This is a genomic window from Falsiruegeria mediterranea M17, assembly GCF_900302455.1.
Taxonomy (GTDB): Bacteria; Pseudomonadota; Alphaproteobacteria; order Rhodobacterales; family Rhodobacteraceae; genus Falsiruegeria; species Falsiruegeria mediterranea.
On sequence record NZ_ONZG01000008.1, the window covers coordinates 174,012 to 188,081 of the forward strand.

At 58.5% G+C, this 14,070-nt stretch carries 15 protein-coding genes; 7 read left to right on the plus strand and 8 right to left on the minus strand.

The window, feature by feature from the left end; genetic code table 11:
* The first annotated feature begins 77 nt into the window (after positions 1-77).
* From rfbF to TRM7615_RS16355, 7 genes are read left to right on the plus strand one after another with little or no spacing between them, the layout of a single operon-like run.
* Positions 78-857, plus strand: coding sequence for a glucose-1-phosphate cytidylyltransferase (rfbF, locus tag TRM7615_RS16325; RefSeq protein ID WP_108789433.1), 780 nt, complete (start codon positions 78-80; stop codon positions 855-857).
* Positions 854-1,894, plus strand: coding sequence for a CDP-glucose 4,6-dehydratase (gene rfbG / locus TRM7615_RS16330; RefSeq protein WP_108789435.1), 1,041 nt, complete (start codon positions 854-856; stop codon positions 1,892-1,894). The genes rfbF and rfbG overlap by 4 nt, the downstream gene beginning before the upstream one ends.
* Positions 1,891-2,433, plus strand: coding sequence for a dTDP-4-dehydrorhamnose 3,5-epimerase (gene rfbC, locus TRM7615_RS16335; RefSeq protein ID WP_108789437.1), 543 nt, complete (start codon positions 1,891-1,893; stop codon positions 2,431-2,433). Before rfbG ends, rfbC begins: the two co-directional genes overlap by 4 nt.
* On the plus strand, positions 2,430-3,650 hold the full coding sequence (locus tag TRM7615_RS16340; RefSeq protein ID WP_108789439.1) for a class I SAM-dependent methyltransferase: 1,221 nt from the start codon (positions 2,430-2,432) through the stop codon (positions 3,648-3,650). The genes rfbC and TRM7615_RS16340 overlap by 4 nt, the downstream gene beginning before the upstream one ends.
* Positions 3,647-4,474 carry an NAD-dependent epimerase/dehydratase family protein gene (locus tag TRM7615_RS16345; RefSeq protein ID WP_108789441.1) on the plus strand — a complete coding sequence of 276 codons (828 nt, stop codon included), beginning with the start codon at positions 3,647-3,649 and terminating at the stop codon, positions 4,472-4,474. The genes TRM7615_RS16340 and TRM7615_RS16345 overlap by 4 nt, the downstream gene beginning before the upstream one ends.
* Complete coding sequence (locus tag TRM7615_RS16350; RefSeq protein WP_165821455.1) at positions 4,471-5,514, plus strand: class I SAM-dependent methyltransferase; 1,044 nt, start codon at positions 4,471-4,473, stop codon at positions 5,512-5,514. The genes TRM7615_RS16345 and TRM7615_RS16350 overlap by 4 nt, the downstream gene beginning before the upstream one ends.
* Positions 5,511-6,281: a cephalosporin hydroxylase family protein gene (locus TRM7615_RS16355; RefSeq protein ID WP_108789443.1), complete on the plus strand. Its 771-nt coding sequence runs from the start codon at positions 5,511-5,513 to the stop codon at positions 6,279-6,281. Before TRM7615_RS16350 ends, TRM7615_RS16355 begins: the two co-directional genes overlap by 4 nt.
* On the opposite strand, the gene TRM7615_RS16360 is transcribed toward TRM7615_RS16355, so the two are convergent.
* The 8 genes from TRM7615_RS16360 to TRM7615_RS16395 all read right to left on the minus strand — a co-directional run bounded on the left by TRM7615_RS16360 (position 6,276) and on the right by TRM7615_RS16395 (position 13,656).
* The gene (locus tag TRM7615_RS16360) at positions 6,276-7,514 is read right to left on the minus strand and encodes a glycosyltransferase family 2 protein (RefSeq protein WP_108789445.1); all 1,239 of its coding nucleotides are present in this window, start codon (positions 7,512-7,514) and stop codon (positions 6,276-6,278) included. The two genes, TRM7615_RS16355 and TRM7615_RS16360, sit on opposite strands and share 6 nt — an antisense overlap.
* A 59-nt stretch (positions 7,515-7,573) precedes the next feature.
* The gene (locus TRM7615_RS16365; RefSeq protein WP_108789447.1) at positions 7,574-8,317 is read right to left on the minus strand and encodes an FkbM family methyltransferase; all 744 of its coding nucleotides are present in this window, start codon (positions 8,315-8,317) and stop codon (positions 7,574-7,576) included.
* 74 nt (positions 8,318-8,391) lie between these two features.
* Positions 8,392-9,003, minus strand: a complete 612-nt coding sequence (locus TRM7615_RS16370; protein WP_108789449.1) for a TetR/AcrR family transcriptional regulator — start codon at positions 9,001-9,003, stop codon at positions 8,392-8,394.
* Entirely contained in the window at positions 8,996-9,865 is an 870-nt protein-coding gene (gene ppk2, locus TRM7615_RS16375; RefSeq protein WP_108789451.1) for a polyphosphate kinase 2, read from the minus strand. Before ppk2 ends, TRM7615_RS16370 begins: the two co-directional genes overlap by 8 nt.
* A gap of 58 nt (positions 9,866-9,923) precedes the next feature.
* Positions 9,924-10,931 (minus strand): alpha/beta fold hydrolase, encoded by a 1,008-nt coding sequence (locus TRM7615_RS16380; RefSeq protein WP_108789453.1) that lies wholly within the window; start codon positions 10,929-10,931, stop codon positions 9,924-9,926.
* Positions 10,867-11,784, minus strand: coding sequence for a homoserine O-acetyltransferase MetA (gene metA, locus TRM7615_RS16385; protein WP_108789455.1), 918 nt, complete (start codon positions 11,782-11,784; stop codon positions 10,867-10,869). The genes TRM7615_RS16380 and metA overlap by 65 nt, the downstream gene beginning before the upstream one ends.
* Before the next feature lie 37 nt (positions 11,785-11,821).
* Positions 11,822-12,694 carry an ATPase gene (locus TRM7615_RS16390; RefSeq protein ID WP_108789457.1) on the minus strand — a complete coding sequence of 291 codons (873 nt, stop codon included), beginning with the start codon at positions 12,692-12,694 and terminating at the stop codon, positions 11,822-11,824.
* 59 nt (positions 12,695-12,753) lie between these two features.
* On the minus strand, positions 12,754-13,656 hold the full coding sequence (locus TRM7615_RS16395; RefSeq protein WP_108789624.1) for a DMT family transporter: 903 nt from the start codon (positions 13,654-13,656) through the stop codon (positions 12,754-12,756).
* Between the last annotated feature and the right edge of the window lie 414 nt (positions 13,657-14,070).

The following is a 14,070-nucleotide window of genomic DNA, read 5'->3' on the forward strand; positions in this document are numbered from 1 at the left end:
TGGTTGTTGCCCTGGTGCGTTCCGTGTAACGCCTTGATACAAGAGGTTTGATAATCGCAGGCAGCGGGAGAGACATTTTGAAGGCAGTCATTCTTGCAGGGGGACTGGGGACACGCATCAGTGAAGAATCCCACCTGCGGCCCAAACCGATGATCGAAATCGGTGGCCGTCCGATCCTGTGGCACATCATGAAACTGTACGGGCACCACGGCATCAATGAGTTCGTGATCTGCTGTGGTTACAAGGGCTACATGATCAAGGAGTATTTTGCGAACTACTTCCTGCATATGTCGGATGTGACCATAGATTTGTCGGACAACTCGATGGAGGTTCATAACCAGACGGCTGAACCGTGGAAAATCACGCTCATCGATACCGGAGAGTTGACCCAGACCGGGGGACGGATCAAGCGAGTGGCGCCCTATCTGGACGGAACCTTTTGCCTGACATATGGCGACGGCGTGTCGAATGTGGATGTGTCCGCTCTGGTTGATTTCCACCGCGCTCAGGGGACCGAAGCTACCGTGACCGCAATTCAGCCAGCGGGGCGGTTCGGCGCGCTTGGGATCGATGGCGACCGTGTGACCTCGTTCCAGGAAAAACCGCAAGGCGACAACCGCTGGATCAACGGCGGCTTTATGGTTTGCGAACCTTCTATCTTGAATCGACTGGATGGGGACGAGATGGTTTTCGAAAAAGAACCTCTTGAAGGGTTGGCTAAAGATCGGCAGTTAAGCCTTTGGAAGCATTCTGGATTTTGGATGGCAATGGATACGTTGCGCGATAAGAACCAGCTCGAAGAACTCTGGGCGTCCGGCAAAGCGCCCTGGAAGATCTGGGAGCCGTTGCGCTCATGAGTTTCTGGGCCGGAAAACGGGTTTTAGTCACGGGGCACACCGGGTTCAAAGGCTCGTGGCTGTCGCTGTGGCTGCATGATCTGGGAGCGCAGGTTTTCGGACTGGCGCTCGAGCCTGACACCACGCCCGCGCTGTTTGAGCAACTGAGTTTGGCCGACAAACTCGATCACCGGATCGGGGACATCCGCGACGCGAAATTGGTGCGCGACCGAGTGGCCGAGGCGCGCCCGGACGTGGTGTTTCACCTGGCGGCTCAACCGCTGGTACTCGCGTCTTATGACGATCCGGTGGCCAATTGGGATAGCAACGTGATGGGCACGGTGCATGTGCTGGACGCTTTGCGTCAGTTGGATGACCCTTGCGCGGCTGTGATGATCACCACCGACAAGGTGTATGAAAACCGCGAATGGCTGCACCCCTACCGCGAAGGTGACCGGTTGGGCGGCCATGATCCGTATTCCGCATCGAAATCGGCATGTGAAATCGCAATTGCCAGCTACCGCAAGTCGTTCTTTATGGATCATCCTGTTCAAGTGGTTTCTGCGCGCGCCGGAAATGTTATTGGCGGCGGTGATTGGGCCGCGGACCGCATTCTGCCGGATATTGTCCGCGCGCTGTCAGCAGGCCAGCCGATCCCGGTGCGCAACCCATATGCACGGCGCCCCTGGCAGCATGTGCTGGAGCCGCTCGCAGGGTATATGCGGCTGGCCGAACGCATGTCCGCCGCCGAACAAGTGGCCGATGCTTACAATTTTGGGCCCGAAACACATGATGTCAAAGCGGTGGGTGATCTTGTGCAAGGAGCCTTGGCGCTCTGGCCCGGGGAATGGCTGGATCAATCCGATCCAAATGCGCGCCATGAGGCCTCGTTGCTTAGCCTGGGCATCGAACAGGCGCGGGTCGATCTTGCGTATGCCCCGCGATGGGATTTTGCCTGTGGCTTGGCCAAATCGGTGGAATGGTATCATGCTGTGCACGAGGGAGCTGATCCTCTGTCCGTGACGCGCGCCCAGATTGCAGAGTTTGGTGCACCATGAAGTTCGAACCTCTTCCCCTGAAAGGGGCCTATGAAATTCATTTGGAGCGCCGCGAGGACGACCGCGGGTTCTTTGCCCGGATGTATTGTGATGACGAATTCGCGGCCCAGGGTCTGAACACCACTTGGGTGCAGATGAATGTCTCACTCAGCCGCGAGGCCGGAACCCTTCGGGGCATGCACTTTCAGCGCGAACCGGCCGCCGAGATCAAGCTGGTGCGTTGCCTGCGCGGGGAGGCCTTTGACGTGATCGTGGATTTGCGCGCCGGATCGGACACCTATGGCCAACACTGCCATGTGTTGCTGGATCAGGACGCGCTAAACGCAATCTATGTGCCCAAAGGGTTTGCACATGGGTTTCAGACTCTGAGTGACGACACCGAATTGCAATACTGCCATTCGACAGCCTATGCGCCAGGGCACGAAGGCGGGGTGAACCCGCTGGATCCCGATTTGGGCATCGCTTGGCGCCGTCCGGTGACGGTCTTGTCGGACCGTGACCAAAACCTACCACCACTGGCGGAGTGCACAGCGCTATGACCCAAACCTGCCGACATTGTAACACCCCGCTGACGCTGGAATTTCTGGACCTGGGCCATGCGCCGCCGTCCAACGCCTATGTCTCGTCCGAAGGGTTGTCGCAGCCTGAGCTGACCTTTCCCCTGCGGATCAAGGCCTGTCCCAAGTGCCGTTTGGTTCAGACCGAGGATTTTGCCGAGGCCGATCAGCTTTTCACCCACGATTACGCCTATTTCTCGTCCACGTCGCGCAGCTGGTTGGATCATGCCGCGCTCTATGTGGACATGATCACCAAGCGGTTGGGATTGAATGCGGATAGTCACGTGATCGAGGTTGCCTCGAACGATGGTTATCTACTCAAGAACTTTGTCGCGGCTGGCATTCCGTGTCTGGGGGTCGAGCCCACGGAAAGCACCGCCAAGGCCGCCGAAGAGTTGGGCGTGCCGGTGTTGCAGGCCTTTTTTGGGGAAGATATGGCGCGGGATCTGCCCAAGGCCGATTTGGTTCTGGGCAACAATGTCTATGCCCATGTCCCTGATATCAATGACTTTACCCGTGGTCTGCGCGAGGTTCTGAAACCACAGGGCGTGATCACCCTGGAATTTCCGCACCTCATGCGTCTGGTCGAATTCAATCAGTTCGACACAGTGTATCACGAGCATTTCTCGTACCTGTCGCTGCTGGCGGTCGAACGCATAATGACCGCTGCGGGCTGCCGGGTCTTTGACGTCGAAGAGTTGCCGACCCATGGGGGCAGCTTGCGCATCTATGCCTGCCGGGCCGAGGCGGATCATCAAGATACCCCGGCCGTCGCCGCGCTGCGGGCCGAGGAAGAAGCGCGAGGCATGGACACCGATGCCTATTACTCCGCGTTTCAGGCCAAGGCCGAACAGGTCAAGAACGACTTTTTGCGGTTCCTGTTGCAGGCCAGGGCCGAGGGCAAATCCGTGGCCGCTTATGGTGCTGCGGCCAAGGGCAACACGTTGATGAACTTTGGCGGGGTAAAGCCCGATCTGGTGCCGTTTGTCTGTGACGCTGCGCCGTCGAAACAGGGCATGTTGATGCCGGGCAGTCATGTCCCGATCCTGGCCCCCGATGCGCTAAGGGCGAACCGTCCCGATTACCTGGTGATCTTTCCATGGAACATCGGGCCCGAGATCATGGCGCAAAACCAGGCGCTGGCTGATGCGGGCACCAAGTTTGTAACCGCCGTACCCGAGCTTAGGGTACTGGGATGAGCTGCGTTCTGCTGACCGGCGCCACCGGCTTTGTCGGGCAGGCGGTGATGCGGGGGCTGGGGGCGCGTGGCATCGCACCGATCTGTGTGATCCGCCCGGGACGGATGGTGAAGGGTGCTTCGCAAGTTGTTGAAATAGAAGACATCTTTTCTCAATCCGCCGACTGGTGGGCAGAAGTCTGTCAAGATGTCGACATGGTGCTGCACGTGGCGTGGTATGCCGAGCCTGGCAAGTATCTGACCTCGGACAAGAACCTGGATTGCCTTGCGGGGACCTTGGCCCTGGCCAAAGGTGCGGCACGGGCCGGTGTGCGGCGCTTTGTGGGCGTGGGCACCTGTTTCGAATATGACCTGACAGGCGGAGAGCTGAGTACCGACACGGCGCTTGACCCGCTCACACCTTATGCGGCTGCCAAGGCCGCTGTCTTTGTCGCCTTGAACAAGCTGGCGCCGCAGATGGGGATGGACTTCCTTTGGGCGCGGCTTTTCTACCTGTATGGACAGGGCGAAGACCCGCGCCGGTTGGTGCCCTATCTGCATCAGCAGATGCAGGCGAGCGAACGGGCCGATCTGACCAGCGGGACCCAGCTGCGCGATTTCATGGATGTGGATGCCGCCGCCGCGCTCTTGCTCGACGATGCATTCAGCGACCGGACCGGTGCCAGCAATATCGCCAGCGGACAAGGGATCACCGTGCGCGCTCTGGCGGAACAGATCGCGGATCAGTATGGTCGGCGTGATCTCTTGAACTTCGGCGCACGGCCCGACAACCTGACCGATCCACCGGTCGTGATTGGCGTGCGTCAGCCAAAGGACCCCGTATGACCCAGCGTGTATTATATGAAGCAGCGGATTTTCCGATCTTTCAGAACCGCATGTACGACACGGCCCAGGATGCGCTGGCCTGTCCGCGTGGGCAAATACGAATTGTCGAGGATCTGAACACAGGGCTGGTCTACAACGCTGCCTTTGACCCGGATTTGATGGAATACGACGCGGCCTATCAGAACGAGCAGGCCAATTCGGCCCCGTTCAAATCACATCTTGATTGGGCCGCTGATCTGATCCGATCGGAAATGGGTGATCGACTGATCGAGGTGGGGTGCGGCAAGGGCACGTTCCTCGAGATGCTCGCAGATCGCGGGGCTGAAATTACTGGTTTTGACCCGACCTATGAAGGTGACGACCCACGTATCGAAAAGGTTTATTTCGGGCCCGAGGTCGGCATGAACGGCGACGGACTGGTGTTGCGCCATGTGCTCGAACACATACAGGACCCGGTCGATTTTCTGATGCAGTTGGCCGAGGCCAATGGTGGGCAGGGGCTGATCTATATCGAGGTGCCGTGCCTCGACTGGATTGGTGAAAACAAGGCCTGGTTCGACTTCTTTTATGAGCACGTCAACTATTTCCGGCTCAGCGACTTTCACAAGATCTTTGGCCGGGTCGTGGCCGCCGGGAATTGCTTTGGCGGTCAGTACCTGTATGTGATCGGCGATCTTGCCAGCCTGCGTTACCCATCTTACGACCCGGATGCTCCGGTGCGCTTTCCGGCTGATTTCACCGACAGCCTTGAGGCCGGAAATACCACCGACCGCGATGTCGTCTGGGGCGGCGCGTCCAAGGGGCTGATTTATTCCATGTTGCGGGCGCGGGCAGGGCGCCCCGTGGCAGGTATCATCGACATCAACCCGGCCAAACAGGGCAAACATCTGGCTGGCACCGGCTTGCGGGTCAGTGCCCCGGACGAGTTGCTGCCGCAGCTCTCTGGTGATGCCCGTATCCTGGTCATGAACCCGAACTACACCGAGGAAATCAAATCCATGTCCAACAACGCTTATACATATGTTGAGGTGGGCGCATGAGCGACTTCAAATCTGACATTCCCGAACGCATCGCCGTGATGCGCCAGAACGAGGCCTTGACCAAACCGGGTCTCGATTTCTTGCGAGCGTCGGCGGTTGCCGAATACTCCTATAACTATCATTGGATGGATCGTCCGATCATTCAGTACCCGCAAGACATCGTGGCGATGCAGGAGCTGATCTGGGAGATCAAACCGGACCTGATTGTCGAGATGGGGATCGCGCATGGCGGGTCGCTGATTTTCTCAGCCTCGATGCTTGCGCTGATGGACATGGAAGAAGCGATCCAAGAGGGGAAAACCCTGGATCCGGCCAAATCGAAACGAAAGGTTTTGGGGGTCGATGTCGATATTCGCGCCCATAACCGGGCGGCGATCGATGCGCACTCGATGCGATCCCGCATCGAGATGATCGAGGGGTCGTCGATCGACCCTGAAATCATTGCCCGCGTTCAGGAATTTGCCAAGGATTACAGCCGTATTCTGGTCTGTCTGGATAGCAATCACACCCATGATCACGTCCGTGCCGAGCTGGAAGCCTATGCACCACTGACGTCCGTGGGCAGCTATTGCGTGGTCTTTGACACGTTGATCGAGGATATGGCCGAAGATACCTATCCCGACCGTCCTTGGGGCAAAGGTGACAATCCCAAAACCGCCGTCTGGGACTACCTCAAATCCCACCCTGAATTCGAGATCGACAAAGACATCCCCGACAAGTTGCAGATTACCGTCGCGCACGATGGGTTCCTCAAGCGGGTATCATAGCTGTCGTTTGAAGTTCTTGGAACGGCGCTTGGCTTTGGCCCAGGCGCCGTTTTTCGTTTCACCGCCATCAAGAATTGTGCCGTAGTCATCGCTTAGAACTGCATCCATCACGCGGGTTGCGGAATGCACGGTGTTCACACCGTCCATCTCGGCGGACAAGCGAAAGGACTGGAACTGTGATTGCACGCGTGCCCATCGTTCCGCCAACGTGCGTTTCGAACGAACCGGCATGGCGCGTGCAGTCAACAACTGTGCCTGGGTGCCGGTTTGGTCGGCATAGTCCGCAAGGATCTTGTCGATCCGTTCGGCCTCGGCAGGTTTCGAACGTGCTGCGTTCAGAGCGTAATTGTACCAACGTGCGTAATCAGGGGCAGGCGTGTCGTACCCGCCGCGCGTTCGCAAGGTCTCCAATGTTGAAAAGAACACCAACTGGATTGTAAGCGCGTGGTCGATGATGTCGTCGTAGGGGTCGGCCTTGTTTTCCGCCGCAAAGCTTTTGCCGATCTTGTCACCTTCGCTGCCTTCCTTGGGGTTGGAATGCGCGGTGCCGGTCGAGGCCGGGCTGTATCCGTTAATCGTAAACGGGTGGCGCAAGTGCAAAAAGTGTCCCCCATTGTAGATACTGCGATATTGAAAATTCACATCCGGGATTGTGCTGTCGAACAAGACCCCGTCTGACGGTTTGTGTGCCTCAAAATAAGCTCGAGAGACACAGCCGTGGTAGGTGTTTGGTGTTGGATTCAACTGTGCAAGTTCGCAGCGCAGCAGATTGTTCAGATAATCCTTTGGATCATAGGGTTGGGGGGCGCCAAAACAGTCGTCTCGATAAAAACGGATGCCGCCTGTCTTGTCTCCGAACCCTTCGATCGGCCAGCCATAGGTGGCCTTGAACCAACTCACTCCATCTGGACGGTGTTCTTCAAGCAGTCGGCGCAGGTAGGGAAACTGCCGAGGCAGGATCGCGTCGTCGTCACCAAAAACGATGACATAGTCGCCGGTACTGGCCAGAACGGATCGGTTGAAATTTTCACGCATGGAAACGCGCGCGTTTGACGGCAGATAGATCAAACGCGGGTCATCAAAGCCCGCAACAACCTGATCGGTGCCGTCGACAGAGGCGTTGTCTGCGACGATCAACTCGATGTTGGGGTCATCTATGTCCAGCACGGTCTGGATCGACGCTCCCAGATAGCGTGCCCGTTCTCGGGACGGAATAATGATGCTGATCTTCATGTCATTGCCTGCCGTGGCTTGTTTGCGCGGCTTTTACCCGGTTTCTGGTCAAAGGAAAATCAGTTGGCTAGGATATACCAATCGTCAAACATCGACAGCTCGGTCAACACACGCCTGTATCCCTTGGCGCTAAGCAAGGCGTGGATGTCGTCCTGCTGTGGCAGATGGGCATGTTCGACCGTCAGCACCCCAAACGACCAGCGGTCGAAATCCAGCGCCTGCAGGATGTCGAACTCGCTGCCTTCGGTATCGACCGACATATAGTCGATGTGTTCGGGCGCGCCATGTTCACTCAGCAGATCGTTGAGCGAAATCGTGTCCACCTCATAGCTCGACCCGCGCAGCTTGTCTTTGGCCGAGGCAAATTCACTAATTGCCGAGTTCACTTCACGTCGCGCTTGGGTGAATTGAACAGTCGAACCGGTTTCCTTCCAGACACAGCGGGTGTCGATGGTGGCAGTGCGGTTTTGGCGGAGCTCTTCATGCCAGCCCCGGCTGGGTTCGGCCAGGATGCCGGTCCAGCCAAATTCCCGCTCCATAAGGCAGGTGTTGCTTAGGGAAACTCCATTAGTTGCCCCAAATTCAACGAAGTATCCGTCCATCTTAAAGTCAAGTTGCGCCAGTGCGAACAAGTCTTGGCGGATCTGGGAATGGCCATGATCCAGCAGGTCGATGCAACGGCTTCGGTGTTTTGGGGCGATGGCCTTGATGAATTGCAGATCATGCCACCCGCTTTCCCTTTCCTTCAATTGACGAAGACGATCGCGTCGTATCAGAGTGGTATTGGTAATCAGTCGGCTCACGATCTGGCTTCCTCTCCCATGAGTCAGTTCACAAACACGTTAGAAGGTCAAAGGAGTGGCCACAAGCGCAGGTCTCAATCATGAGGGATCAAACCAAGCCCGCGCAAATAGATGCCAATGCCGGTTTCCAACAGGTCCTCGGGGGGAAAGGGCGAAGCCGTCCCAGTGTTGCGGGCATAGAGCTCAACCACGCCGTGGCTCATCGCCCAGATATGGGCACTGAACATCGATGCGGGCGGGCGTTTCTCGGCCGGGATGTGCTCCGACAGTTCCCCGGCCGCGCGTTCCAGAACCGCTTTGGCCCGGTTGGCAGCGGCGGCCAGTTCGGGCGTGCGGTTTACCGAAATGCCACTTTCGAACATGGAAATGTAATGCCCTGGATGGCGCCGGGCAAAGGCCAGGTATGCGCGACCCGTCGCCTCGAAGGCGGCCAGGGCAGAGGGTTGCCCTTTATCGTAAGCGTATTGCATCAGCTCCGCGAACATATCGAACCCCTGACGCGCAGCTTCGGCGATCAGGTCCTCTCGGCCTTCGAAATGACGATAGACGGCAGCCGGGGTCACGCCCGCGGTCTTGGCGGCCTCGGACAGGGTGAAGCCGGTGGGCCCTTTTTCTTCGATCAGCTTCAACGCCGCCTCGATCAGGGCCTGGCGCAGATTGCCGTGATGATAACCGCGTTTAGGCATCCCAGATGTCCGGCCCGCCGCAGATGGTCTTATCGGGTTCACCTACGGCGTCCAAGTCCTTGCCGTCATAATCCAGCTGGCTCAGCACCGTCTGGATCGCCGCAATGCGCGCGCGCTTTTTGTCGTCCGAGCGCACGATGGTCCAGGGGTTGCTGTCGGAATGCGATCGCAGCAGGGTTTCCTGGATTGCGCTGGTGTAGTCGTCCCATTTGTGCAGGCCTTGCACGTCAATCGAGCTGAGCTTCCATTGTTTGAGTGGATCGCCCTCGCGATCCCGGAACCGGCGCAATTGCTCGGCGCGGCCCACGTTGAGCCAGAATTTGAACATCCTTATCCCGTCGTTCGCCAGCCCATGTTCGATAGGCAATACCTGACGGAAAAAACGCTCGCGCTCTTCGTCGGTGCAAAAGCCAAACACCTTTTCCACCACGCCGCGATTGTACCAGCTGCGATCATAGAACACGATTTCCCCGGCCGAGGGCAGGTGTTCGACATAGCGCTGAAAATACCACTGGCTGCGTTCCGCATCCGACGGTTTGGCCAGGGCCACGACACGCGCGCCGCGCGGGTTCAGGTTTTCGCGAAACCGTTTGATCGTGCCGCCTTTGCCAGCCGCATCGCGCCCTTCGAACAAGATGGCGATGCGCTCGCCGGTCTGTTTGGTCCAGGCCTGTAGCTTGACCAGTTCGATCTGCAGCGCATCCATCCGCTTCTGATAGTCCTTGCGGTCCATCCGGTCGTCGTAGGGATAACTTGTGGTCAGGATGTCACCTTTGCCCGCGTCCAGCACAAGCTTGCGGATATCCTGCGGAGCGTCATCGTTGAGGTAGCTGGTGATCTCACCGTGGGTTGGGCGGGCCATCGGGGGTGCCTCCGGGATTATTGCTTTTGTTTCCGCCCACTATGTAATGTTAATCGACTTAACGCAAACCCGCACGCGCGGCGGCGCGGTCGATCGCGGCGACGACGTCGGGTACGGCGACATGTTGCGGCATATGGCCCAGGCCCGGCAGCAGGGTTAATACCGCTCCGGGTATCTGCGTAACCAGGTTTTCTGAATGCAGCGAGGGACTTACGATGTCATCCGCATCCCCGTGCAGGATTTCGGTTGGCACCGAGATGTCAGGATATCGGGGGTAGAGCGCCGTCACTTCATCCAACAAGTTCGCCCTTTGCCGCGCATTGGCGCGGGTGGCGCTGCGGCGCAGGCTCAGGCGTGGATTGAAGTGATCCAGATACCCTTCGGGCACGGCTTGGGGGGCAAAGACCTCGGTCATTGTCGCCTCGACCCGGGTATCGGGGACAAAGGCGGTGATCAGCGGCACCGCCAAAAGGTTGCCAAAGGTCGAGGTGACGAGTTGATAATAGGGGTCCAAGGGCGTCGTCCAAGGGGTGGACGGGGTCGAAACCGGAACCAACGCCGAAAGCCGGTCAGGGAATTGCACCGCCCAGGCCAAAGCAACCGCGCCGCCATAACTTTGGCCCATCACGATTGGCTGCTTGGCGCCCAACTGCGCTGCCGCAGCACTTAGGAAACGGGCCTGATCGTTGATCGTTTCACGCCCCCTGGGCAGCGGGTCAGAGAACCCGTGCCCCGGCCGGTCGAACAGGATCACGCGGTAGCGCTCGGTCAAGGCGGGCGCCAGGGCAAAGCTCATGTCGCGGGTGGATCCGCTAGACCCGTGGATCATCACCAGATCAGGGCCGTTGCCGGTCACCAAGGCGTGTATCTTGATCCCGTCGACGTCGATGAACTGCCCCGGCGGCGGATGGCTGGCCTCGGCCCTGGCTTCGTTCCGGGCCGCCTTCCATTGGGTGATCGCGACGCCCGCGACCACCAGGATCAGAAGGGATATCAGTGCCTTAAGAACCAATTTGATCCATGTCGAACGGTGTCGACTGGTAAATCTCGTTGATCCAGTTGCCATAGAGCAGATGCGCGTGGCTGCGCCAACGGTTCTGCGGGGCGCGGCTGGGATCGTCATCGGGGTAATAGTTGATCGGCACGTTGATCGACGTGCCATTGGCCACGTCGCGGTCGTATTCCTGCTTCAGCGTGTCACTGTCATATTCGAAATGGTTGAAAATATAGAGCGCCCGGTGATCCGGGTCTTCGACCAGACAAGGGCCGACCTCGTCACTGCCCAACAGCGTCTTCAGGCCCGGAGCCGCGTCGATTTCTGCCTGTTTCATTTCAGTCCAGCGGCTGACCGGGATGACGCAATCATCGGAAAACCCGCGTAGGAAAGGAGAGGCCTGATCAAGGTTCTGATGCCGGAAACAGCCAAACGCCTTGGCATCCAGCATGTGTTTCTTGACGCCGTGGAAATGGTTGATCATCGCCATCCCACCCCAACAGACGCCAAAGGTGGACTGAACGTTGGTCTGCGTCCAATCCATCACCTCACGCAGCTCGTCCCAATAGGTGACGGCGTCGAACTCCAGATGTTCGATTGGCGCGCCGGTGATGATCAGCCCGTCGAACTTCTGATCCTTGATCTCCTGGAAGGGATGATAGAATTCGACCATATGCTCCGCAGCCGTGTTGCGGGTGCGGTGCTCCGACATGCGGATCAAGCTCAGGTCGATCTGCAAGGGCGTGGCGCCGATCAGACGCGCGAACTGGTTTTCGGTCTGGATCTTCTTGGGCATCAGGTTGAGCAGGCCGATGCGCAGCGGGCGAATGTCCTGACGCGCCGCCTGATCCGGCGACATGACCATGACACCCTCTTTGGTGAGGACATCATAGGCGGGCAGGTCGGAAGGGATCTTGATGGGCATCGTTTCAGCTTTTTTCGTTGCGGATGAATGGGGGAACCTAGGGGGTCTGGTCTTTGGCCTCAAGTGCTTGCGCAATCACATCCTCGAAATCGGATGCATCGCGCACTGCGCTGATCTGGTCGGCGGTTACCGTGACGCCCCAGTTGCGGGCCATGGCCTCGTACCTGGGTTGGCGATGCGCCAGCGCCTGAGCGTAGGTCCAGCGGATGAAGGCATCGGGATCAACCTCGTCGGGGCCACAGTCCTGCTCGACCAGGTATTGATCCCAGACGCGGGTCAAAAAGGCGGGCTGATACGACATGGGCTTGGGCGCCTTGTCGAACCGGCGGATCAATTCCTCGGTGTGGGCCTCGTCGCCCTTGATCCAGATCATCAGTGTGTGTCTCGACAGTTCGGACAGCAGCGGGTCGTCGGGGTTATCGGCATCCACCCATTCACAGATCGACCCGCCGGTGTCGCAGATGAAATGCGGATAGCCATAGAGACGCTCGGCCCTGTCGCTGAAGTATTCGGTGTCCAACAGGGCATGGGTTTCGGCCAGGCGGAACTGCTCTTGGCGTCGGTGATATTCACTGATCTCCAACCCGCCCTTCGCGGGGTCACCGGGTTTTCCCAGATAGGTCGCCACAGGCGTCAGGTTCTCGAAAGAGATGTTTGACCCGATATAGATCGAATCGGACAGAAGCAGGTCGCGCAAAAATGGCACCTTCATCGCCTCGGCCTTGGCGTTGTCGGTGATGTATTCACCCATGTAGCGGGTGCCGATGCGGTAATCGATCGAGTAGTGGAACCAGTCGCCCGTATCGCGCAGGATGTTCGAGACATAGGTCTTGCCCAGCCCCGACATGCCAAAAAACAGCACCTTTTTGCGCGCCGCCGCGCGCCAGTCCTGAGCCGAGCCGTAAATCATGTCCCGCCGTCCATCGTCCTAAGTCGTTGCGCCCTTGCTAGAGTGCAGGGCAGGCGGGGTCAATTGCGTGGGCGTCCAATCGTGCCATTCAGGATCAACAGACCCACCGCCAGCAGGGCAAACCCCACATAGGCCTGTGGCATCAGCGTCTCGCCCCGCACATATGCGCCCAGAACGATGGCCACGGGCGGGATTACGAGTGTAACCAGCATCAGGTTGCCGCTGCCCGCCATCGCCAACACACGGTAATAGAGCAGATAGGCCCCGGCTGTGGCGATGATCGCGTAGTATCCGATGGCGGCCCAAGTGTCGGCTTGCAGCGACATGGAAACCGGGCCGTCTATCAGCAACGCGGCTGGCAGCAAGACGATGGTTGATCCGGTTAACATACCTGCTGCGGCCACCTGTGGGGGCAGATCGCCCAATTTGGCGCGGGCCCATGCGCTGGCCAATGCGTAAGAAAAAGTGCCTGCGATAATAGCGATTTGCGCGATGCTTTGAATGTTGAAGGTGGTAAAGTTCTGCAAGCCGATGGCCACGGCGACCCCCAGAAAACCCAACCCCACACCGATGATCTTGCGCGCGGTCAACCGCTCGTCGGCAAAGATCGCAGCCGCCACCAGAACGCCAAAAATCGCCGTGGCCGCATTCAGGATCGAGGTCAGCCCGGTTTCGATGTAAAGCTGCCCCCAGGCCATCAGGCCAAAGGGTATGACGTTGTTCAAAAGCCCCATCACCAGAAACGCACCCCAGATGCGCGGCGCGCGCGGGATGGGCAGCCGCATGGCAAAAATCACACCCCACAGCACCAGCATTGCCCACCCTGTGCGATGCAGCACCGAGGTGATCACAGGCACCTCGTCCAGAGCAACGCGGATGGCTAAAAAGGAGCCGCCCCAGATCAGGGCCAGCAGGAACAACTCGGCCCAGGCGCGGGCGGACATGGATTTTTGCTCGGTCATATCCGGCACATTGACCTTTCGCAAGCTCCGGTGCGACCCGAAACTTGCGCTTTTGGATGGCGACGTTGAGATTAACGCATAAGTCATTTGCAACCCGACACACCACGCGCTGTTGCCAGTGAAGCGCGCGCCGTTGTTGGTGATTGCGTCGCCCAGATCGGTGTAGCACACGCCGCCCGTGATTTTGGCCTTCTCCAGCGAATAGGTGCCGCCCAGGCCCACGCTCCAGAACCCGTCCGTCGTACCCAGATCCGATTGGGTCGACCCGGTCGAGGATTCATATCCAAGGGTCAAGGCACCGGAAAATGCCTCGCTGAATTTGCGCCCAATGCCAAGGGTATAGGTGAAGGTGTCGTCGTCGTAATCCACCAGGTTGTTGGCCGAGGGAAAGTTTGGCGGGTGGTAGACCAATTG